Origin of the sequence: Salipiger sp. PrR002 (assembly GCF_010500775.1) — a bacterium.
GTDB lineage: Bacteria > Pseudomonadota > Alphaproteobacteria > Rhodobacterales > Rhodobacteraceae > Salipiger.
Window position 1 is genome coordinate 1 of the sequence record NZ_JAAGOU010000004.1, and the last position, 20769, is coordinate 20769.

At 66.4% G+C, this 20769-nt stretch carries 17 protein-coding genes; 13 read left to right on the forward strand and 4 right to left on the reverse strand.

Going from position 1 to position 20769, the window contains the following annotated elements; translation table 11 throughout:
- The first annotated feature begins 561 nt into the window (after positions 1–561).
- The 5 genes from G0A00_RS05420 to G0A00_RS05440 all read left to right on the forward strand — a co-directional run bounded on the left by G0A00_RS05420 (position 562) and on the right by G0A00_RS05440 (position 6939).
- Positions 562–1347: a class II aldolase/adducin family protein gene (locus G0A00_RS05420; RefSeq protein WP_164179157.1), complete on the forward strand. Its 786-nt coding sequence runs from the start codon at positions 562–564 to the stop codon at positions 1345–1347.
- Between the two features lie 191 nt (positions 1348–1538).
- Entirely contained in the window at positions 1539–2369 is an 831-nt protein-coding gene (locus tag G0A00_RS05425) for a MaoC family dehydratase N-terminal domain-containing protein (RefSeq protein WP_164179159.1), read from the forward strand.
- Positions 2370–2495: 126 nt separating this feature from the next.
- Complete coding sequence (locus G0A00_RS05430) at positions 2496–3044, forward strand: PAS domain-containing protein (protein WP_164179161.1); 549 nt, start codon at positions 2496–2498, stop codon at positions 3042–3044.
- Between the two features lie 36 nt (positions 3045–3080).
- Positions 3081–6527, forward strand: a complete 3447-nt coding sequence (locus G0A00_RS05435; RefSeq protein ID WP_164179163.1) for a chemotaxis protein CheB — start codon at positions 3081–3083, stop codon at positions 6525–6527.
- Positions 6508–6939: a response regulator gene (locus G0A00_RS05440; protein ID WP_235952907.1), complete on the forward strand. Its 432-nt coding sequence runs from the start codon at positions 6508–6510 to the stop codon at positions 6937–6939. The genes G0A00_RS05435 and G0A00_RS05440 overlap by 20 nt, the downstream gene beginning before the upstream one ends.
- Before the next feature lie 20 nt (positions 6940–6959).
- Here G0A00_RS05440 and G0A00_RS05445 read toward each other — a convergent pair whose 3' ends face one another.
- The 3 genes from G0A00_RS05445 to G0A00_RS05455 all read right to left on the reverse strand — a co-directional run bounded on the left by G0A00_RS05445 (position 6960) and on the right by G0A00_RS05455 (position 8984).
- Complete coding sequence (locus tag G0A00_RS05445) at positions 6960–7553, reverse strand: HupE/UreJ family protein (protein ID WP_164179165.1); 594 nt, start codon at positions 7551–7553, stop codon at positions 6960–6962.
- Entirely contained in the window at positions 7550–8149 is a 600-nt protein-coding gene (locus G0A00_RS05450) for a HupE/UreJ family protein (protein WP_164179167.1), read from the reverse strand. The genes G0A00_RS05445 and G0A00_RS05450 overlap by 4 nt, the downstream gene beginning before the upstream one ends.
- A 190-nt stretch (positions 8150–8339) precedes the next feature.
- Complete coding sequence (locus tag G0A00_RS05455; RefSeq protein ID WP_164179169.1) at positions 8340–8984, reverse strand: GntR family transcriptional regulator; 645 nt, start codon at positions 8982–8984, stop codon at positions 8340–8342.
- 220 nt (positions 8985–9204) lie between these two features.
- Here G0A00_RS05455 and G0A00_RS05460 point away from each other — a divergent pair, with 220 nt between their 5' ends.
- The 8 genes from G0A00_RS05460 to G0A00_RS05495 all read left to right on the forward strand — a co-directional run bounded on the left by G0A00_RS05460 (position 9205) and on the right by G0A00_RS05495 (position 19710).
- Entirely contained in the window at positions 9205–10812 is a 1608-nt protein-coding gene (locus G0A00_RS05460; protein ID WP_164179171.1) for an ABC transporter substrate-binding protein, read from the forward strand.
- A complete protein-coding gene (locus G0A00_RS05465) occupies positions 10812–11765 on the forward strand; it encodes an ABC transporter permease (protein WP_203595290.1) in 954 nt (317 codons plus the stop codon). The genes G0A00_RS05460 and G0A00_RS05465 overlap by 1 nt, the downstream gene beginning before the upstream one ends.
- The gene (locus tag G0A00_RS05470; protein WP_164179173.1) at positions 11762–12685 is read left to right on the forward strand and encodes an ABC transporter permease; all 924 of its coding nucleotides are present in this window, start codon (positions 11762–11764) and stop codon (positions 12683–12685) included. The genes G0A00_RS05465 and G0A00_RS05470 overlap by 4 nt, the downstream gene beginning before the upstream one ends.
- A complete protein-coding gene (locus tag G0A00_RS05475; RefSeq protein ID WP_164179175.1) occupies positions 12682–13662 on the forward strand; it encodes an ABC transporter ATP-binding protein in 981 nt (326 codons plus the stop codon). Before G0A00_RS05470 ends, G0A00_RS05475 begins: the two co-directional genes overlap by 4 nt.
- Positions 13659–14675 (forward strand): ABC transporter ATP-binding protein, encoded by a 1017-nt coding sequence (locus G0A00_RS05480; protein ID WP_164179177.1) that lies wholly within the window; start codon positions 13659–13661, stop codon positions 14673–14675. Before G0A00_RS05475 ends, G0A00_RS05480 begins: the two co-directional genes overlap by 4 nt.
- A 75-nt stretch (positions 14676–14750) precedes the next feature.
- On the forward strand, positions 14751–16340 hold the full coding sequence (gene ggt, locus G0A00_RS05485; protein ID WP_164179179.1) for a gamma-glutamyltransferase: 1590 nt from the start codon (positions 14751–14753) through the stop codon (positions 16338–16340).
- A gap of 222 nt (positions 16341–16562) precedes the next feature.
- Positions 16563–17765 (forward strand): efflux RND transporter periplasmic adaptor subunit, encoded by a 1203-nt coding sequence (locus G0A00_RS05490; RefSeq protein ID WP_164179181.1) that lies wholly within the window; start codon positions 16563–16565, stop codon positions 17763–17765.
- 10 nt (positions 17766–17775) lie between these two features.
- The gene (locus G0A00_RS05495) at positions 17776–19710 is read left to right on the forward strand and encodes a MacB family efflux pump subunit (protein ID WP_164179183.1); all 1935 of its coding nucleotides are present in this window, start codon (positions 17776–17778) and stop codon (positions 19708–19710) included.
- A gap of 63 nt (positions 19711–19773) precedes the next feature.
- Here G0A00_RS05495 and G0A00_RS05500 read toward each other — a convergent pair whose 3' ends face one another.
- On the reverse strand, positions 19774–20562 hold the full coding sequence (locus tag G0A00_RS05500; RefSeq protein WP_164179185.1) for a MurR/RpiR family transcriptional regulator: 789 nt from the start codon (positions 20560–20562) through the stop codon (positions 19774–19776).
- Positions 20563–20769: the final 207 nt, after the last annotated feature.

Consider the following 20769-nt stretch of genomic DNA (forward strand, 5'->3'; position numbering starts at 1 on the left):
CGCCGCCCCGTCTGGCGTCCCGTCTAGCACCTCAGCGCCGCCGGTGAGGGGCTTTTACGGATACCCACCGGGACCCGCAAGCGGTTTTTCGAAAGACCCGTGAAGTTTTTGCGAAATTCATGAGAACACGCATGAAAACAGAGACTTAGAGTGTGAATTTTTTGGCGGCACCCCTGCGCGGCGTAGGGTGCCGCAGGGTGAGGAACCCACCTCGGGGACCAGATATTGCGGCGTCCACAGAGTTATCAACAAGGAGGTGAAAAGCCGGGCCAGACTCGGGCCCGAGTCACGCCAGAGTCGCCCCAGACTCGCCGACTCCCGCAGGCACACTCCATGCACAACGTATGCACAACCCATGCGCATGATGTGCGTCGCATCAGACCGGGCGCCCCACGCAGCCCATAAACTCAGCAGCCCGGCAGGAAAGCCGCGCCCTAAGGTGGGGAATGCGGTGCGGCGGCTTGCGGTGCGGCGTGAAACCCGGCTTCGTCGCGGCGCGCCGGTCCGCTGCGCTCTTCTCCCCGGAGGGATGACACAGGCGGTGCCCGCAGAGACGGCGGCATGGCCGCATCCTTCTTGCCCAAGTGCAGGACCAGACGAAGAAAGACCAAGATGTCCCCCGAAGAGAAACAGACCCGCGAAGACCTGGCCGCCTGCTACCGGCTGGCCGCGCTGCACAAGTTCACCGACCTCATCTACACCCATATTACTGCGCGCGTGCCGGGCGAGGACGGGCATTTCCTGATCAACCCCTACGGCTGGCGCTGGGAAGAGATCACCGCCTCGTCGCTGGTGAAGATCGACGTGAACGGCAACAAGGTGGACGGCAGCCCGCATCGGGTGAACCCGGCGGGCTTCACCATCCATTCGGCGGTGCATATGAACCGGCACGACGCGGCGTGGATCATGCACACGCACACGCGCGCGGGCGTGGCGGTGTCGTGCATGGAAGAGGGGCTGCTGCCGCTCAACCAGATCTCACTGCAGTTCCACAACCGCATCGGCTATCATGACTTCGAGGGCATCGCGCTGGATCTGGAAGAGCGCGAGCGCATCGTCGCGGACCTTGGCGATCACCCGGTGCTGATGCTGCGCAACCACGGGCTCATCGCCACGGGCCGCAGCGCCGCCGAGATGTTCAACAACATGTTCTATCTGGAACGCTCGTGCGAGATTCAGATCGCCGCCACCTCCAGCGGCCAGCCGCTGCGGCTGGTGGAGGACGCGATTGCCGCGCGGGTCTATCAGCAAACCGTGCAGATGAACGAGGATGACGGCGATCTCGAGCTTGAGTGGCAGGCGCATCTGCGCTCGATCGAGGGCATCGGCGGCGACTACCGCGCCTGACTATTGGGCCGAACCACTGGGCCGAACCACTGAGCCTGAGACCGGGGAGCAAGACCCGGTACATATGACATGGCGTGGGGCCGATCCGCCCCGCGCCCGCCATTGCGCCCTTCGGGGCATCCTTGCCGCAGGATGGTGAGGCTGGGTGATGAGGCTGGACAGAGGCGCCGCGCGGGTATCCTATCGCGCGCATGACCCTAGACCTCGATCATCTGCGCGACTGGATCGGGCGCGAAGAGCGCCAGTCCGAACTTCTCACCGCGGCTCAGGTGCAGCGGTTCAATGCGACCTTCGACCGTGAAGGCCCGCTCGAGGACGGGGCCGAGGCGCCGCTGCTCATTCACCTGTGTCTGTGTCAGCCCGCCGTGCCCGGCGCGCAGCTTGGCCCGGACGGGCATCCGGCGCGCGGAGGCTTTCTGCCGCCGGTGCCCCTGCCCCGCCGCATGTGGGCGGGCGGCGCTTTTGAGTTTCATGACGCACCGCGCATCGGCGAGACGATCACCCGCCGCTCGGTGATCGAGGATGTGACCCTGAAACATGGGCGCAGCGGTGTGCTGTGTTTCGTGACCGTCACCCATCATATCAGCGCAGGCCCGCGCCGGCTGCTCACCGAGCGGCAAGACATCGTTTATCGCGAGGCCGGTGGGGCCGAGCCCCCTTCCATGCCGCCCGCGCCCGCCGGGGCCGCGCGGCGGATGCTGCCGCCCGATCCGGTTCTGCTGTTCCGCTACTCGGCGCTGAGCTTCAACGGCCACCGCATACATTATGATGCCCCCTATGCGACCGGCGAAGAGGGCTATCCCGGTCTGATCGTGCACGGCCCGCTGCAGGCCACGCTGCTGGCGCAATTCGCTGCCGATCTGCGCGGCGCGGTGCCCGCGCGCTTCAGCTTCCGCAGCCTTGCGCCGATCTTCGACACCCATGCCTTCTCGCTCAACGCCTGCGCCGAGGGCGACGGGCTGGGCCTGTGGACCGCTGCCGAGGATGGGCCGCTGGCGATGCATGCCGAAGCCGTGTGGTAGGCGGCGGTGCGTGATGCATTATCGTGCCGCAGGCAGCGGCGGGGCATGATTATCGCTCATCTTCCTTGCCTTGCACGCACTCCGATGCATCTTCTGCAATGTGTCCACCTTTAGCCCTACGCCGAGATGACAGCCCCAGAGACCCTGCCCCCGTCGCTTCGCGACTATATTCTAAAGTCCAACATCGCGCTTGCGGTGTCCCAGACCGAAGACGACGCGCCGCTCATCTTAGTAAATGACGCTTTCTGCAAACTGACCGGTTACAGCAATGAAGAGGTGGTCGGACACAACTGCCGCTTCTTGCAGGGCCCGGACACCAGCGAAGAGATGCGTCAGCCGCTGCATGATTTCGTGCATGGCGAGGGCCCGGACAATGGCCGCTTTCCGATCCTGAATTATCGCAAGGACGGCAGCAGCTTTCTCAACTTCGTCTTCATGACGCGGCTGCTTGGCGCGGAGCGCAAGCCGCGCTTTATTCTGGCCTCGCAGTTCGACATGACGACGGCGCTGCGCCGCTCGGGGCTGGCACAGAATGATGAGACGCTGCGCCGCGTTCTGAGCGATGTGGAGCAGATCGGGCGCGAGTTCGGGCTGGCGATGGTGGGCTCGGCACAATTGATTGCGGACTCGATCGCGATGATGGCAAAGCTGTCACTCGACGAAGACGAGCGCTGAGACGACAGGCGCGAACAGGCAGCGAGCGGACCCCAGATGAAAGACAAGGATCTCCAGCAGGGCGAGATGACCCGCGACGAGCGCGAGCGCCTCTGCATTGTCGGCATCGGCGCGTCTGCGGGCGGGCTCGAAGCGATCCGCGAGATGCTGGCGGAGGCGCGGGCCGAGAGCAATCTGGCCTATGTGGTGATCCAGCACCTCGATCCGAACCACGAAAGCCTGCTGGCCGAGCTTCTGGCGCGCCATACCGAGCTGCGTGTGCGGCAGGCCTCGGGCGGCGAGAAGATCGAGGTGGGCAACGTCTATATCATCCCGCCGGGGCATGGGCTGTCGGTGACGGATGGCGTGCTGAACCTGACCGAGTTCGCGCAGCCGCGCGGGCTGCGGCGACCGATTGACGATTTCTTTGAAAGCCTCGCGGTTGATCAGGGGCGCTTTGCCGCCTGCGTGATCCTGTCGGGCACCGGGGCGGACGGCAGCGCCGGGCTGCGGGCGATCAAAGAGCATGGCGGGCTGTGCCTCGTGCAGGAGCCGGGCACCGCGAAATATGACGGCATGCCGACCTCGGCGCAGAACACCGGGCTGGTGGATTTTGTGCGGCGTCCTGACCAGATCGTCGAGGCGATCGAGCAATTCTATGCGCATACGCTTGTTGATACCGCCGACCGGCAGCTGGCGAACACCGTCGAGGCGCATCTGGAAGACATCTGCTCGGTGGTGCGCAACTTCGTCGGGCATGACTTCTCGGGCTACAAGAAGTCGACGCTGATCCGCCGGGTGCAGCGGCGCATTCAGGTGCTCGACCTGCCCGACGCCAGCGCCTATCTCAAGCGGGTGCGGGCGGACTCGCGCGAGTGCGAGGTTCTGTTCCGCGAGTTGCTGATCAACGTCACCCGTTTCTTCCGCGATCCGGCGCATTTCGACCGGCTGCGCGAGACGGCGGTGAAGCCGCTGATCCGGGATGCGGGCAGCGATGACGAGATCCGCATCTGGGTGCCGGGCTGCTCCAGCGGCGAGGAAGCCTTTACCATCGCGATGATGTTCGCCGACGAGGCGCGGCAACAGCAGCGCACGGTCAATATCCAGCTTTTCGCCACCGACATCGACGAGCAGATGCTGCGCATCGCGCGCGAGGCGACCTATCCGCAGGCGGCGCTGGCCGACATCCCCGAGGCGATGCGCGACAGTTACACGATCGCGCTGGACGGGCGGTTCCGCATCTCGGCCAAGATCCGCGACATGATCCGTTTCTCGGTGCATTCCATCGTGCGCGATCCGCCGTTTTCGAACATCGACCTGCTGTCCTGTCGCAACCTGCTGATCTACTTCGGCGACACGCTGCAGTCCTCGGCGCTGCCGATCTTCCATTACGCGCTGAAGCCCGGCGCGACGCTGTTCCTTGGCCCGTCCGAGACCGTCGGGCGCTATGACCATATCTTCAAGCCGCTGGATCAGAGCGCGCGGATCTTTCAGCGCAACAACAGCAGGCCGGAATATCCGCTGCATCTGCGCAGCCCGCAGCGCACCCAAAGCGCGGGCCGCCGCCACGCGGAAACCGATTCCGAGCCGCCGACCCGCCTCGATTGGGGCCAGAGCGATGTCGCCGAGCGGATCCTCTCGGCCTATGCGCCGGCGACGCTGCGCGTGACGCCGCGCGGCGAGATCCTGCGCTCGACCGGCAAGCTGGGCAAATATCTCGAAATCACGCCCGGACAGGACAGCGATAACTTCGCCCCCTCGCTGGCGCGCGCGGGCGTGCGCGAGGCGCTTTCGGCGATCCTGCGGCAGGTGGCGCGCGGCAAGAAACGCACCATTTCGCGCGATCTTTCGGCGCGCTCGGAGTTCGGCCAGCAGTCGTTTGACCTGATCGCCGACCCGCTGGAGGATGGCACGATCCTTCTGGTGTTCCGCGACCGTGACCGCTTCGAGGCGCTGGACGACGACGAGTTTGAGGATCTCGACCCCACCGACAGCCATGTGCAGAGCCTAGAGCACGAACTGCGCGACACCCGCGCCCGGCTGCACACCACAGTGGAGGAACTGGAGACCGCAAACGAGGAGCTGAAAAGCTCCAACGAAGAAATGATGTCGATGAACGAGGAGCTTCAGTCGACCAACGAAGAGCTTTCGACGGTCAACGACGAGCTCAAGAGCAAGGTCGACGAGCTGTCGGTGGCCAATGCCGATCTGACCAACTTCTTCGTGTCGACCGCGCTGCCGCTGGTGGTGGTCGATCAGCGCATGGCGATCCGCAATTTCACCGATGCGATCCAGTCGATCTATCCGTTCCGCGGCACCGACCGGGGCCGCCCGCTGACCGAAGTCACCAGCACGCTGCGCCAGAACGAAGAGGTGCTGACCGCCATCGGCGAGGTGATGCGCGACGGCGACGTGCGCCACATGCGGGTCAACGACCGGGCGGACAGCCGCACGTGGTCGCTGGTCATCACGCCCTATCGCAGCCGCGATGGCGATCTGAACGGCGCGACGCTGGTCTTTACCGAAGTGACCGACTCGCTGCGGCTTGAGGCGGCGCTGAAGCATGAGGGCGAACGCCTGCGGCTGGCGCTCGACGTCTCGGGCCTTGCGGTCTGGGAGTGCAATCCGAAGGCGGGCACGCTTGCGCTCGACGACAGTGGCAGGCGGATCCTGGGCATCGACGCGCAGCAACTGTCGGTGGAGCAGTTCCTGCACTTGGTGGAGCCGGGGCAGCGCGACGCCGTCGCCGGTGCCCTGCAGAACGCGCTGACCGGCGGCGAGGTCATCGACGTGATCGCCAAGCTGGCCTCGGACGGGCCGCACGCGCGCTCTATCCAAGTGGTCGGGCGCCGCATCGCGACCCAAAGCGCCGAGCGGGTGCTGGGCGTGCTTTTCGACGTGACCGAAGAGCAGGACGCCAAAGACGTGCGCGAGATGATGCTGCGCGAGATGAACCACCGCGTGAAGAACATGTTCTCGATCATCTCGAGCATGGTGCGCATGGCGGGGCGCCGAGCGGAGTCGATCCCCGGTCTGGTCGAGGGGGTGCAGACGCGGATCAACGCTCTGGCGCGGTCGCATGACCTGACGCAGCGCTCGCCGCGCGCCCGTCACTTCAGCCTAGAGGATGCGGTCCGCGCCTCGATCGAGCCCTATCAGGGCGACGCCGAGGTGACGATTTCCGGCCCGGCGGTGCCCGTGGCCAATCATGAGCTGACCTCGCTCTCGCTGCTGCTGCACGAGTGGTCGACCAACGCGTCGAAATACGGCGTCTTTGGGCATTCTCCGGGCCGACTTGAGGTGAATTGGACACAGGACGGCGGCGCTGTGGAATTGATATGGAACGAAATCCATGAAGCGCGTGTTGAACCTGACACCGGAGCCGAGGGCTTCGGCTCGACGCTGGTCCAACTTTCGGCCGTGCAGCTGAACGGAACGGTCTCTGTCGAATACGGTGATCACGAACGAAGGATGGTGCTGCGCTATGTCCCCGATGAGCGGTGAGACGACCCCGGCTAAGGGCCCGGCTGAAGGCCCCGGAAAAGGCAAGGTGATGATCTGCGAGGACGAGGTGATCGTCGCGATGGATCTGCAGATGCTCCTCGAGGATTTCGGCTATGAGGTGATCGGCCCCTTCCCCAGCGTGGCACAGGGGTTCGCCGCCATCGAAGGGCTGCGCCCTGATGTTGCGCTGCTCGACGTGCGGCTGAAGGATGGCGAGGTCTATCCGCTGGCGGACCGGCTGCAGGAGTTGGGCGTCGGTCTGGTGTTCCAGTCCGGGCACGTCAACGAAGAAGAGATCGCCGCGCGCTACCCGCAGGCGCGCTGCAGCCTCAAGCCGATCAACCCGGCGGGCCTGCAGATGGCGCTGACCAAGGCGGCGATGACGGGCACGACCTGCGGCGCGACTGGCTAACGGCGCTTGCCGGTGGCGCTTTAGGCGGGCAGCACCGCCGCCATGGCGCTCATCGCGACCACCCAAGAGGCGAGCACCGCTCCGGCGACACGGCCCAGCTTCGCCTGAGCGATATCAGCCATTCCCCAGACCAGCAGGCTGAAGGCGGCGATCCCCAAGAGCCCGCCCAATCCCGCCAGCAGGCCTTGTTGCGACAGACCCGCCGGGTCCCCGGCAAGTCCGGCGAGCGCCCCTGTGGCCGCCGCCAGCACTGTCACCAGAACACGCGGCAGCGCCGCGCCCCAGAGCGCCAGCGCCCCCAGCAGCAGCGCCGACAGCGCGATGACGCGCAGCGGCAGGCTTGTTCCGGGCCAGAGCGGATGCAGGATTATTGCGGCGGCGGAGGCCAGCAGGAGGACCGGCAGGGCGATGCGCACATTGGCAATCGGCTGGCGCGCCAGAAAGATCGCCAGCGCGGCCAGCAGCAGCGTCTGTTCGGGCGCCATCAGCGGATGCAGCAGCCCTGCGTAGAACGGCCCCAGATCGCCAAACGCGTCATGCGCCGAGGCCGCGCCCGGCAACGCCAGAAGCGGCGCCGCGAGCAGCGCCCGCCGCGCCGCGGTGCCGATGCTCACAGCGCGCCGACCAGAAAGACCGCACCGAAGGCCGCGATCACCCCGCCAGCGCCGCGCACGGCCAGCGTGCCCAGCTTGGTGCGGGTGAGCATCCCGAAGGCGATCCCGGCAAGGTGCAGCAGCCCGGTGCCAATCACGAAACCGCCCGCATAGGCCAGCGGATGCACCGCGCCCGGCATCTCGGCGCCGTGGGCGTGGCCGTGGAAGATCGCAAAGACCGCCACGACGATTGCCGCCACCGTCAGCGGCGGGCGGGCGGCGAAGAGCACCGCGAGGCCGATCACCACGCCCGAGGCGGCGATGCCGATCTCGATCCCCGGCAGCGGCACGCCGGTGGCGCCCAGCATACCGCCAAACGCCATGACCAGCGGGAAGGTCACCGGCAGCAGCCAGATCGCGGGCGCGCCAAGGAACGCGCCCCACAGGCCCACGGCGACCATGGCGATGACGTGGTCCCAGCCAAAGATCGGATGCAGGAAGCCGGTGATGAACCCGCCCGCGGCGACATCCCCGGCATGCGCCAGCGCGGGCGCGGCGGAGATCAGAGTGATCAGGGTGAAGCTCGCCGCAGCGGCGGCAATCTGTCTGGAATGCATGGCAAAAATCCTTTCCCGCCCGAAATAGCCGGACCGGGCGAAGAGTGCCACGCACAAAAGCGAAAGGCGAGCGATTTACTCTGGCTTCTGCGCTTGGGCGAGCATCGCCCTTTCCGGGATCATTGGCCCGACCGCAACCTCGGCGAACCCGGCCCGCCCAAGCGCCAAACGAAAAGGCCGCAAAGCGCGCTTAGGGGTCGCGGCGCGAAAGGATGTCGGCGAGCACGATATAGGACGCCGCCACATGGCTGCGCATGAGCCCGCGCGCGGCCTCGGCATCCTGCGCGAGGATCGCTTGGGCGATGGAGTCATGCTCGGCGCGCGAGCTGTCCAGACGTCTGGTGTCCACATGGAAGTTCGCCGTCCGCCACGCCTGCGTGCGCAGGTTGAGCTCATCCAGAACCGAGGACAGCGCGGCGTTGCGCGCGCCGGTCTTGAGCGTGGCGTGGAAGCGCGCGTTGATCGCGCTGTAGCGCTCGGCGTCGTCGCCGCAGCTTTTGCCCTCTTCGAGAATGGCCTGCATGTGCTGGCGCTCGATCTCGGTCATCCGATGCGCCGCGAGCGCGGCCAGAACGCTTTCCACCTCGCCCACCGCTTCGAAAAGCTCGGCCAGATCGCCGGCCTTCATCTTGCGGACCACAAAGGCCCGGCGCGCGCCGCGCTCGGCAAGATTGGCCTGCTCTAGCCGGTGAAGCGCTTCACGGACCGGGGTGCGCGAGACGCCGAACTGTTCGGCCAAGGCCTGCTCGGCCAGCGGCTCACCGGGCTGCATCCGGCCCGCAACGATCCGGTCCACAAGCGTGTCGAAAATGCTTTCTGCTGTCCGGATAATCACCAGCCGCTCGCCTTCGTCGAAATGAACACTTTTATCTTGTTTATGTATACATGTCCTCGCAACCTGAAACCACGAGACGACAGGTCGGCACCGGAGGAAACAGAAAAAATGCCGCCCATTTGGGCTGAAACGCCAAGAAACCCGGGGAAAACCGGGCAGATTCAGCCCTTTGCACTCGTCCGTACAAGGGAGGAGATCATGCCAACAGGAGAGACAAGATATGACGCAAGTCGACCACAAGAAAGTGCTCGCCGAGCGCCTCTCGGCCCGCTTCGGCCGCCGGGCGGTCCTCAAGGGTCTCGGGGCTGGCATCGTCGCCGCCACCAGCGCCGGCAGCTTCCCGGCCATCGCGCGCGCGCAGCAAAGCGGCCACCTGAAGATCGCCTCGGTCAAGGTGATCGACACGCTTGATCCGCATTTCACCGGCTTCCTGTCGGCGATCCAGATCATCAACAACATCCACAACGGCCTGCTGAAGATCGCCTATGACGGCGAGCAGGTGACTTTCGAACCCGATCTGGCCGAGAGCTGGGATCTCGAAGACGACAAAACCCATGTGTTCAAGCTGCGCGAGGGCGTGAAATTCCACGACGGCACCCCCTGCGACGCCGAAGCGGTGAAATTCTCGCTGCTGCGCGTCAAGGAAGGCGAGCCGAAATCGCCGCACGCGTGGAAGCTGGAACTGCTCGAAGAAATCGAGATCGTCGACGATCTGACCGTGAAGCTGCACTTCTCGCAGCCCTATGCGTTCCTGCCCGTTGCGCTGAACGGCTCGACCGGCCGCGCCGGCACCATCGTCAGCCCCGCCGCCGCGCAGAAATACGGCACCGACTATGGCCGCAACCCGGTCGGCACCGGCCCGTTCAAATTCGTCTCGTGGCGCGAGAATGACGCCATCGAGCTGGAGGCCAACACCGAGTATTTCGAGGAGGGTCTGCCCAAGCTCGAGCGCGTCACCTTCGTGCTGATGAACGAGGCTTCGACCGCGCTGGCGGCGCTGATGTCGGGCCAGATCGACGGCATGACCGACTGCCCGATGCAGCTGGTGGATCAGGTCGACGCCTTCCCCAAGGCGACGCTCTACGGCGAGATCGAAGGCAACTACACGTTCGTCGGCATGAACTGCAAAAAAGGTCCGTTCACCGACATCAACCTGCGCCGCGCCGTCGCATGGGCGCTGGACCGCGAGAAACTGGTGAAACAGGCCTATTTCGGACGTGCCCAGCAGGCCTATACCCCGATCTCGCCGCCGATGACCGGCTTCTTCGATCCCGACATCGCCACCTCGGGCCGCGGCCAGTGGTTCGACCTCGAGAAAGCCAAGGAATTCCGCGCCATGGCGGAAAATCAGGACGAGATCGAGGTCACTTACATGATGGCCGAGCGTGGCCCGGTGGGCACCCGCGTGGCACAGACCGTGGCACCGATGCTGGCCGAGATCGGCATCAAGGTGAACCTCGAGCTGATCGAGCCCGCCGCATGGGTCAAGCGCCGCAACGAGGGCGACTTCGACCTTTACGACTTCGAGTGGGTGGCCGACCTCGACCCCGACGAGACCATCTACCCCGAGTTCAAATCGGATGGGGCGTGGAACTTCTGCGGTTGGGTCAACACCGACTTCGACGACCTGTGCAAGCAGGCGCAGGTGATCCTTGAAACCGAAGAGCGCGCCAAGCTTTACCATTCGGCAGAAGACCTACTGATGGATGAGGCGCCGATCGCGATCATGGCGCATATGCCGATCTACAAGGTGTTCTCGGACAAGGTGCAGGGCTTCAACTACATCCCCGCCGACCTCGTGAACCTGCATACGGTCAGCCTCGCCTGATGATACTGGTCCAGACTCTCGGAAAGATCGGGCAGACGCTCGTCGTGCTGTTCATCGTCTCGGTGGCCACCTTCGGACTTCTGAAGCTGGCGCCGGGCGACCCGGTGCAGATCATGCTCGGCTCGGAATACTCGCAAGAGGCCTATGAGTCGCTCACCGCCGAAATGGGTCTGGACCGGCCCTTTCTGGCCCAATACGCCGATTGGGCGGTAAACTTCGTGTCGGGCGACTGGGGCACCTCCTTTGTCGCCCGCACCGACATCTTTACCTATGCCTTCAAAGAGGCGCTGCCGGTGACGCTGACGCTGGCGAGCTTTTCGCTCGCCTTCGCGGTGCTGATCGGGGTGCCGCTTGGCGTGCTGTCGGCGGTCAAGAAAGACACCGCCTTTGACGCGGGCTCGGCGGTGTTTGCGCTGACCGGCACCGCCTTTCCGTCGTTCCTGCTTGGCATCCTGCTGATCTGGTTCTTCGGGGTAAAACTGGGGCTGTTTCCGGTGATGGGATATGTCTCGCCGTGGGAGGATTTCTGGGGCGGCATCTATCACATGATCCTGCCGGGGCTGACGCTGTCGACCTATTTCATCGCGATGATCACCCGCCTCACCCGCGCCACGCTGATCGAAGTGCTCGACCAGCCCTATATCGCCGCCGCCCGCGCGCGCGGCGAGCCAAGCTGGCGGGTGATCTGGGTGCATGGCGTGCGCAATATCGCCATGCCGCTGGTCACCATCCTCGGGCTGCAGTTGGGCACGCTGCTGCAGGGCACCGTGTTGACCGAAACCGTGTTCAACCTGCCGGGCATCGGCCAGATGCTGACCTCGGCGGTGCTGGGGCGCGAGTACATGGTGGTGCAGGCGGGCGTGATGATGACCGCCTTCCTGTTCATCGCGGTCAACCTGCTGGTGGACCTGTCCTACCCGATCCTTGACCCAAGACTGAGAGACCGCAAATGAGCGCAGAGGCCACCAATTCCCCGGCCCCCGCAACGCTGCCGCCCGCCGGGCCGCAGCCCGGCCACAGAAGCCCCGGCAAGGCGCGCCGCGCCCGGCGCTCGATCTTCCTGCGCCGCCCGTTCTTCACCGTGGCGCTGATCGTGGCGCTTGGCTATGTGCTGGCCGCCGCCTTCGCGCCCTTCGTCGCGCCTTATGATCCGGTCATGCAGTCGATGGAGGCGATGATGCAGCCGCCCAGTGGCGCGCATCCGCTGGGCACCGACAGCTATGGGCAGGACATCCTCTCGCGGGTCATCTATGGCGCGCGATACGCGCTGGTGATCGGCATCTTCTCGGTGCTCATCGGCGCCGCCGGTGGGCTGGTGATCGGCCTTGCCGCCGGGCTGTCGGGCGGTTGGGTGGAATGGGCGCTGATGCGGCTCATCGACTCGATCCTCGCCCTGCCCTCGCTGATCCTCGCCGTCGCCTTCATCGCCATTCTCGGGCAGGGCGTCGACAAGGTGGTGATCGCCGTGGGGCTTTCCATGGTCGGGCCGTTCTCGCGCACCGTGCGCGCCGACGTCATGCAGGTGAAAGTGCAGGGCTTTGTCGAGGCGGCGCACCTCATGTCGATCCCCTCGCTGCAGGTGATCCGCCGCCACATCCTGCCCAATGTGATCTTTCCGCTGGCGGTGCAGGTGACAATCCGCATCTCCGAGGCCATCCTCGTGTCGTCCTCGCTGTCCTTTCTTGGCATCGGCGTGACACCCCCCACCCCCGACTGGGGCCTGATGATCGCCGAAGGGCGCGATTTCGTCAGCTTCGCGCCGTGGATGTCGGCGATGCCCGGCTTCGCGCTCGCGCTGCTGCTGATCGCGCTGTCGATCGTCGGCGATGGCATCCGCGAAGAATACGACCCCAAGAGCCGGAGGGGCGCATGAAGGTGCAGCAGATAAACGCCGAGGCGCTGCTGAGCGTCTCGGATCTGACCGTGTATCGCGGTCCGGCGAAGATCCTCGACCGGGTGAGCCTGTCGCTCGCCAAGGGCGAAACGCTGGCCTTGGTCGGCGAAAGCGGCGCGGGTAAATCCACCATCGCCACCGCGCTGATGCAGCTGCTGGACGGGGCCGATGTGGAGGGCAGCGCCGAGTTCGAAGGCGCGGGCGATCTGCTGTCGCTGCGGCCACGCCAGATGGTGAAGCTGCGCGGCCAGCGCCTGTCGATGATCTTTCAGGACGCGGGTGCGGCGCTCAACCCGGCCTATACGGTGGGGCGGCAGTTGATCACCACACTGCGCCGCAACCTTGGCCTTTCGCGCGACGAGGCGCGGACCCGTGCCATCGAGCTTTTCACCCAAGTCGGCATCAATGACGCCGAGGCGCGGCTTTCGGCCTTCCCGCATCAGCTGTCGGGCGGCATGCAGCAGCGGGTCATGGTGGCCATCGCGCTGGCCTGTAACCCCGATCTGCTGCTGGCGGACGAGCCCACATCCGCGCTCGACGTGACCATTCAGGCGCAGATCATCCGGCTGATCCTGCAGCTCACCCGCGAGCGCGGCGCGAGCTGCATCTTCGTGCTGCACGATCTGGCGCTGGCGAGCCAGTCCTGCGACCGGATCGTGGTGCTCTATGCCGGGCAAGTCGTGGAATCCGGCCCCGCCGAGGAGGTGCTGAAGCGGCACCGCCACCCCTACACCCGCCAATTGGAAAGCTGCGTGCTGGAGATCGGGCGCAAGGATCTGGTGGCCCCCGAGGGCACCGTGCCCTCGCATGACCAGATGCCCGCCGGATGCCGCTTTGCCACCCGCTGCCCGCGGGCGCTGGCGAAATGCGCCGGAGACGCGCCGCCGCTGACCCCCGCCGATCCGGCGCGCAGCGGCGCGCGTGACCATCTCTTTGCCTGCTGGAACCCGGAATGATGCTTGATACCGCCAAAGCCGACACCGCCCCGGCCCGCACCGCGCCCGTCTTCGAGCTCATTGAGGTCGAGAAGGTCTTTCAGGTGCGCCCGCCGGGCCGCCGCTTCACCCGCGAGAAAGTGGGGCTGCGCGCACTCGACGGCGTAAGGCTCAGCGTCGAGAAGGGCGCGTCGCTGGCGCTGGTGGGCGAAAGCGGCTCGGGCAAGTCCACCCTGCTGCGCGTGCTGCTGGGGCTTGATGCGCCAAGCGGCGGGCGGGCGCTCTATCATGGCCGTCCGATCCGCGAGGTGCGCGCCGAAGGGCCGGGCTTTGCCCGCGATGTGGCCATGGTCTATCAGGATGCGCGCGGCTCGCTCGATCCGCGGATGACCATCGGCGCGCTGATTGCCGAGCCCTTGCGCCATTTCGGCATCGTGCCGAAGGCGCAGGAAGAGGCGCGAGTGGCCGAGCTTTTGCAGCGCGTCGGCCTGCCCGCCGATGCGGCGAAACGCTATCCCTCGGCGCTTTCTGGCGGTCAGGTGCGCCGCGTCGCCATCGCCCGCGCGCTGGCCTCCGAGCCTTCGGTGCTGGTGGCCGACGAGGCGGTCTCGGGGCTGGATGTCTCGACGCAGGCGCAGCTTTTGACGCTGCTGCGCAGGCTGCAGCAGGAGATGGGGCTGACGCTGGTCTTCATCACCCATGATCTGGGCGTCGCCAGCTACCTCTGCGAGCAGATCGCCATCATGTACCTTGGCCGCATCGTCGAGACCGGCCCCACCGACGCCGTGCTGAACGCCCCCGCGCATCCCTATGCCGCCGCGCTGCGCGGTGCCGCGCCGCGCTTCTTCGAGCCGATGCCAGAGCCGCTGCCGGGCGAGATCCCCAGCCCGCTCGATCTGCCCAAGGGTTGCCGCTTCTCGACCCGCTGCCCCATGGCGCGCGAGGATTGCCGCGCCCGCGACCCGCAGCTTGGACGCTACGGCACCGGCCGCGCGGTGGCCTGCCTGCATCCGCTCAGCCCATCAGACACTTGACGAGACTCTGCCGAGACCGCCATCACTCACGGAAAAACACTCGGCACCTTTTATCACCGACAGGACGACCCACGCATGTTCGACTTCTTCTCTGCCCGACGCCCCAGCACGCTGGCCTCGCAGGCGATGATCGCCACCTCGCATCCGCTGTCCACCGCCGCTGGCCTCGAGGTTCTCTCGGCGGGCGGCAATGCGGTCGATGCGGCCATCGCCGCCGTCGCGGTGCAATGCGTGGTGGATCCGCTGATGACCGGCATCGGCGGCGATTGCTTTGCGCTCTATGCGCCGAAGGGCGGCGCGGTGAAGGCGCTGAACGGCTCGGGCCGCGCGCCCGCCGCCGCCACGGTCGCGGCGCTGAAGGACGCGGGCCTCGGCGATGAGATCCCCCAGACCAGCCCGCATTCGGTGACCATCCCCGGCGCGATCTCGGCATGGTGCCGCCTGCATGAGGACCACGGCTCGATGCCGCTGGCGAAGCTCTTCGAGCGGGCCATCGGCTATGCGGAAAACGGCTATGCGGTGACCCCGCGCGTGGCGCAGGACTGGGCCGAGACTGCCGAGTTGGTTGGCAAGGACGAGCACGCCGCCAAGGTTTTCCTGCCCGGCGGGCGCGCTCCGGTGGCGGGCGAGCGCCACGCGCAGCCGCTGCTGGCGGACCGCCTGCGCGAGATCGCCGAGAAGGGCGCGGCGGGCTTCTATCAGGGCGAGACCGCCGCGAAGATGGCCGCGCATCTGCAATCGCTGGGCGGGCTGCACACGACCCAGGATTTCCACGACGGCACCGATCAGGCGTTCTGGACCGATCCGATCTCGGCCCCCTACGGCGGCTATGACGTGGTCGAGTGCCCGCCCAACGGGCAGGGGCTCGCGGCGCTGCTGATCCTGCGCATCCTGTCGAAATTCGACATGGCCGCCGAGATGTCCGAGGCCGACCGCATCCATCTGCACGCCGAGGCCACCAAGCTGGCCTACCACCACCGCGACGCGCTGATCGCCGATCCGGCGCATTGCGAGGGCGTGGTGGAAACCCTGCTGTCGGATGAGGTCATCGACACGCTCGCCGCGCGCATCGACATGGGCCGCGCCATGCCGCCCGCGCTCTGGGACGAGCCCGAGCACAAGGACACGATCTATCTGTCGGTGGTCGATGCCGAGGGCAATGCGATCTCCTTCATCAACTCGATCTTCCACGGCTTCGGCTCCACCCGGCTCGACCCCGAGACCGGCGTGCTGTTCCACTCGCGCGGCGCGTCCTTCCGGCTGATCGAGGGGCACCCGAACGCCATCGCGCCGCACAAGCGCCCGATGCACACGATCATCCCCGGCATGCTGTGCAAGGACGGCGTGGCGGTGATGCCCTTCGGCGTGATGGGCGGGCAATATCAGGCGGCGGGCCACGCGGCCTTCTTGTCGGGCGTTCTGGACCTCGGGCTGGACCTGCAAGCGGCGATGGACGCGCCGCGCAGCTTCGCCTTCGGCGATGAGTTGCAGATCGAGCCGAGCGTGTTGCAGGATGCGCGCGCCGAGCTTGAGGCGCGCGGCCACAAGCTCAAGGTCATGGACAGCCCCATCGGCGGCAGTCAGGCGATCCGCATCAGCGAGGAGACCGGGCTGCTCTCGGGCGGGTCGGACACGCGCAAGGACGGCATGGCGCTCGGCTTCTGACCCCTTGCCCTGCGGCGCAGGGCAGCCATGCACAAAGCGCGCGGGGGCGGCCATTGAACCGCCCCTCTGCCGACAATAAATAGACTGCAGTCTACGAGGCGCCCGCAGACCGGGCGCCTTTTTTCGTTGCATGACCCCCAGCGCGTTTCTGAAGGCAAAGTTTTTGCGACGGAAGCCGCGGCGGTCCCCGTGTAACCCTCTGAAAGCAATTCGGAGCAGCCCATGAGTTTGCGCAAAACAGCCGTGATCATCGCCCTGCTCGCCCTTGCTGGCGCAGGGGCGGGCTGGGCCTATCTGGACCATAGCGCCGCCCCCGCCGAGACCGCGCCGCAGACCGTCGCCGTCTCCAAGGGCACGGTCGAAAGCACCGTTCTGGCCACCGGGCTGATCGAGGCCGAGAACCTCGTTTCGGTGGGCGCCCGCACCTCGGGGCTGATCGAGGAACTGGCGGTTTCGGTCGGCGACGAGGTGGCGCAGGGCGATCTCATCGCGCGCATCGACTCGCTGGAGCAACAGAACGCGGTGGCGCAGGCCAAGGCCGATCTGGCGCAGATCGAGGCGGAGATCGAAGCCAAACAGGCCGAGATACGTCAGTCCGAACTGGACCTAGAACGCCAGCAGGGATTGAGCGCGAAGCGCCTGTCGGCCACATCCGACCTTGAAGCCGCCGAGGCGACGCTGGCGATGAACAAGGCCAACCTGCAATCGCTGGACGCACAGCAGGTGCGCGCCGAGATCGAGGTGTCGACCGCCGAGCTTGATCTCGAGCGAACCAAGATCACCGCGCCGATCGATGGCACCGTGGTGGCGGTGGTCAATGGCGAAGGCACCACGGTGAACGCCTCGCAGGAGGCACCGACCATCGTCAAACTGGCGCAGCTTGACCGGATGGAAGTGAAGGCCGAGATCTCCGAGGCTGATGTGGTGAACGTGAAGCCGGGCCAAGAGGTGGAGTTCACCCTGCTCGGCGCGCCGGATCTGACCTATCGGGCGGAACTGGCCTCGGTCGAACCGGCGCCCTCGTCGATCGAGGATGACGACGAGATAGATACCGACAGCGCGATCTATTACAACGCCCGCTTTTCCGTCGAGAACGCCGACCGGCTGCTGCGGATCGGCATGTCGGCGGATGTGACGATCTTCCTTGGCCGCGCCGAGGATGTGCCGACGCTGCCGCTGGCGCTGCTGCCCGATGCCGGGCCCGACGGTCGCACCATGCTCGACGTGCTGGGCGCGGACGGGCGGCCCAAGCGGCAGGTGATCGAGGTCGGGCTGAAAGGCGCCACCTCGTTCGAGGTCACCGCCGGGCTGGAGCCGGGGGATGAGGTGATCTCTTCCGCCCCGCCCGCACCGCCAAGCGGCGCGCAGGACAGCGGTCGCGGGCCGGGTGGCCGAGGCGGCCCGCCGCCGATGATGGGCCTGTAAGGAGCACGTCATGGCACTCATAGAGCTTTCCGATATCGAGCGGTCCTTCACCGCAGGCGAGCAGACCGTGCGCGTGCTGCGCGGCATCGACCTTTGCATCGAGGCAGGCGAGATGGTCGCGATCATCGGCCAGTCCGGCTCGGGCAAGTCGACGCTGATGAACATCCTCGGCTGCCTCGACCGACCCACCACAGGCAGCTACCGTTTCGACGGGCGCGATGTGCAGCAACTGAGCGATCTCGATCTGGCCGAGCTGCGCCGCGACCACTTCGGCTTCATCTTCCAGCGGTATCAGCTGATGGCCGAACTGGATGCGGTGGGCAACGTCGAGATCCCCGCCGTCTACCGCGGCGCGGCGCGCAAGGCGCGGCGCGAGCGGGCCAAGGCGCTGCTCACCCGGCTGGGCCTTGGTGAGCGGCTCGGTAATAAGCCCGGCGCGCTCTCGGGCGGCCAGCAGCAGCGGGTCTCGGTGGCGCGCGCGCTGATCAACGGCGGCGAGGTGATCCTTGCCGACGAGCCCACCGGCGCGCTCGACAGCGCCTCGGGGGCCGAACTGATGGCGCTTCTGCGCGAGCTTCATGCCGAGGGGCACACGGTGATCCTCGTCACCCACGACCCGCAGATCGCCGAGGCCGCCGACCGCGTGATCGAGATCTCCGATGGCGAGATCACCGCCGACACCCGCAAGCGCCCGCACAATGCACCCGCTCGCGTGGAGACGGATCACCCCGCCGCTTCGGGTCTTGGCGCGCTGGCCGACCGGCTGCGCGAGGCGACGCGCATGGCGCTGAAGTCCATGGCCTCGCACAAGCTGCGCTCGTTCCTGACCATGCTCGGGATCATCATCGGCATCACCTCGGTGGTCTCGGTGGTGGCGCTTGGCAATGGCAGCCAGCAGAAGGTGCTGGAGAATATCTCGTCGATCGGCACCTCGACCATCGACATCCGCCCCGGCACCGGCTTCGGCGACCGCCGCGCCAACCGCGTCGACACGCTGGTCGGCGGCGATGCGGATGCGCTGGACGGGCGCGCCTTCGCCGCCTCGGTCTCGCCCGAGGTCTCGACCACCGCCACGGTGATCCACGCGGGCACCAGCGCCTCGGCCTCGGTCAAGGGCGTCTCGGCGGGCTATTTCCGACTGGGCGCCTACTCGGTCACCGAGGGCGCGACATTCACCGAGGCCGACCTCAAGGCCCGCGCGCAGGTGGCGGTGCTGGACAGCGACGCCGCCGAGACCTTCTTTGGCACCGAAAGCCCGCTCGGCCAGCGCGTGATGATTGGCCGCGTGCCGCTGCAGGTGATCGGCGTGGTCGAGGCCTCGGGTGCCAGCTTTGGCCCGCAGTCGATCAAGGTCTTCACCCCCTACACCACCGCCATGGCGCGGATCACCGGCGGCGAGACGGTGGATTCCATCTCGGTGCAGGTGGTCGATGATTACGACATGGATCAGGCCGAGCAGGAGATCACCGCGATCCTCAGCCAGCGCCACGGCACGGTGGATTTCTTTCTGACCAACACCGACACGATCCGTGAGACCATTCAGAGCACCTCGCAGACGCTCACATGGCTGATCTCGGCCATCGCGCTGATCTCGCTTTTCGTCGGCGGCATCGGGGTGATGAACATCATGCTGGTCTCGGTCACCGAGCGCACGCGCGAGATCGGCATCCGCAAGGCGGTGGGGGCGCGGCAGTCGGACATCACCGCGCAGTTCCTGATCGAGGCCGTTCTGGTGTGCCTGATCGGCGGCGCGCTGGGGGTGGTTCTGGCCTTCGGCTTCGGCGCGCTGATGGGCGTCGTGGCCCCCTCGATGCGGCTGGTCTATTCCGGCGCGACCGTGGCGGCGGCCTTTGGCTCGGCAACGTTGATCGGCGTGGTGTTCGGCTATCTGCCCGCGCGCTCGGCCTCGAAGCTCGACCCGGTGGTGGCGCTGGCGCGGGAGTGAGGCGCAGCCCGCCCGGATTCAAGGCGACGCCGCCGGGCGCGATTGCGCGCTGTCCCAGTCAGCCTACCGATATGCCCCTGCCTCGTGCAGCCCCTGCTCGAAGCGGGTGATATGCGAGAGCGCCCCGTCTGACTGCACGATCATCGCCGCCACAATGGCCTCGGCCATGGCGAAACTGCCCAGCATGCTTGGCAGCGGCTGCGGCCCATGCATCTGCGGCATCAGCACCACATCGGCGCCATGGGCCAGCGGACTGTCCGTGGTATCGGTGATGGCGATGGTCCGCGCGCCTTGCCGAAGGGCCAGCTCATGCGCCGCGATGGTCTCGACCGAGTAGTGCCGGAAGGAGATCGACAGCACCACATCCGCCGGACCCGCAAGCGCGATCCGGTCGCGGATATCACCGGGCGCGGAGGCGCGCGGCGCGATATTGTCAAAGGCCATACGGGCGACATAGCCAAGATAGTCGGCGATGGCGTAGCAACTGCGCACCCCGAAGACATGCACCTGCCGCGCGTTCAGCATCAGGGCCGCTGCCGCTTCGATTGCGGCGCAGTTCTTTTCGGTAAAGGCGCTGTCGAGATTGCGATGACCCGACTCGTGGATGGCTTCCAGAACCGACGCGGCATCATGCCCCGAGAGCGCTCCGGCGCGGGGTCCATAAAGATCGCCGCCCCGGCGCAGCGCATCCTGAAAGGCGTTGCGGCAGGCCTCATAGCCGGAAAATCCCAGCGCCTGCGACAGGCGCACAACCGTGTTTGCATTCGCCCCGGACCGGTCGGCCAGCCCGCGCACGGAGTTCAGCGCGATCTCTTCGGGTTGCTCCGCGGCCCAGCGGGCCAAGGCCGCCACGCGCGGCGCCCCGGACTCTCCGAGCCGCCGCAGCGCACCCGCAAGTTCATCGAGGGAAAGGGACGTTGTCAGAGCAGTCTCCCCAAGGCTTTACCCGGCTGATTTCCGTCCTAGGTAAACGGTATTGGCGAAACGATACAAATGTTTTGTTTTGCTTGACCGGACTGAATGAAATGTTTCACTGACACGTGAGATCCGAATCTCGGA

What these genes read in the sequence shown, in the direction of transcription:
- G0A00_RS05495 (WP_164179183.1), top strand. Translation starts at nt 17,776, where the DNA reads ATGGCACTCATAGAGCTTTCCGATATCGAGCGGTCCTTCACCGCAGGC.
- G0A00_RS05430 (WP_164179161.1), top strand. Translation starts at nt 2,496, where the DNA reads ATGACAGCCCCAGAGACCCTGCCCCCGTCGCTTCGCGACTATATTCTA.
- G0A00_RS05480 (WP_164179177.1), top strand. Translation starts at nt 13,659, where the DNA reads ATGATGCTTGATACCGCCAAAGCCGACACCGCCCCGGCCCGCACCGCG.
- G0A00_RS05425 (WP_164179159.1), top strand. Translation starts at nt 1,539, where the DNA reads ATGACCCTAGACCTCGATCATCTGCGCGACTGGATCGGGCGCGAAGAG.
- G0A00_RS05450 (WP_164179167.1), bottom strand. Translation starts at nt 8,149, where the DNA reads ATGCATTCCAGACAGATTGCCGCCGCTGCGGCGAGCTTCACCCTGATC.
- G0A00_RS05475 (WP_164179175.1), top strand. Translation starts at nt 12,682, where the DNA reads ATGAAGGTGCAGCAGATAAACGCCGAGGCGCTGCTGAGCGTCTCGGAT.
- ggt (WP_164179179.1), top strand. Translation starts at nt 14,751, where the DNA reads ATGTTCGACTTCTTCTCTGCCCGACGCCCCAGCACGCTGGCCTCGCAG.
- G0A00_RS05460 (WP_164179171.1), top strand. Translation starts at nt 9,205, where the DNA reads ATGACGCAAGTCGACCACAAGAAAGTGCTCGCCGAGCGCCTCTCGGCC.
- G0A00_RS05420 (WP_164179157.1), top strand. Translation starts at nt 562, where the DNA reads ATGGCCGCATCCTTCTTGCCCAAGTGCAGGACCAGACGAAGAAAGACC.
- G0A00_RS05440 (WP_235952907.1), top strand. Translation starts at nt 6,508, where the DNA reads ATGTCCCCGATGAGCGGTGAGACGACCCCGGCTAAGGGCCCGGCTGAA.
- G0A00_RS05490 (WP_164179181.1), top strand. Translation starts at nt 16,563, where the DNA reads ATGAGTTTGCGCAAAACAGCCGTGATCATCGCCCTGCTCGCCCTTGCT.
- G0A00_RS05435 (WP_164179163.1), top strand. Translation starts at nt 3,081, where the DNA reads ATGAAAGACAAGGATCTCCAGCAGGGCGAGATGACCCGCGACGAGCGC.
- G0A00_RS05465 (WP_203595290.1), top strand. Translation starts at nt 10,812, where the DNA reads ATGATACTGGTCCAGACTCTCGGAAAGATCGGGCAGACGCTCGTCGTG.
- G0A00_RS05470 (WP_164179173.1), top strand. Translation starts at nt 11,762, where the DNA reads ATGAGCGCAGAGGCCACCAATTCCCCGGCCCCCGCAACGCTGCCGCCC.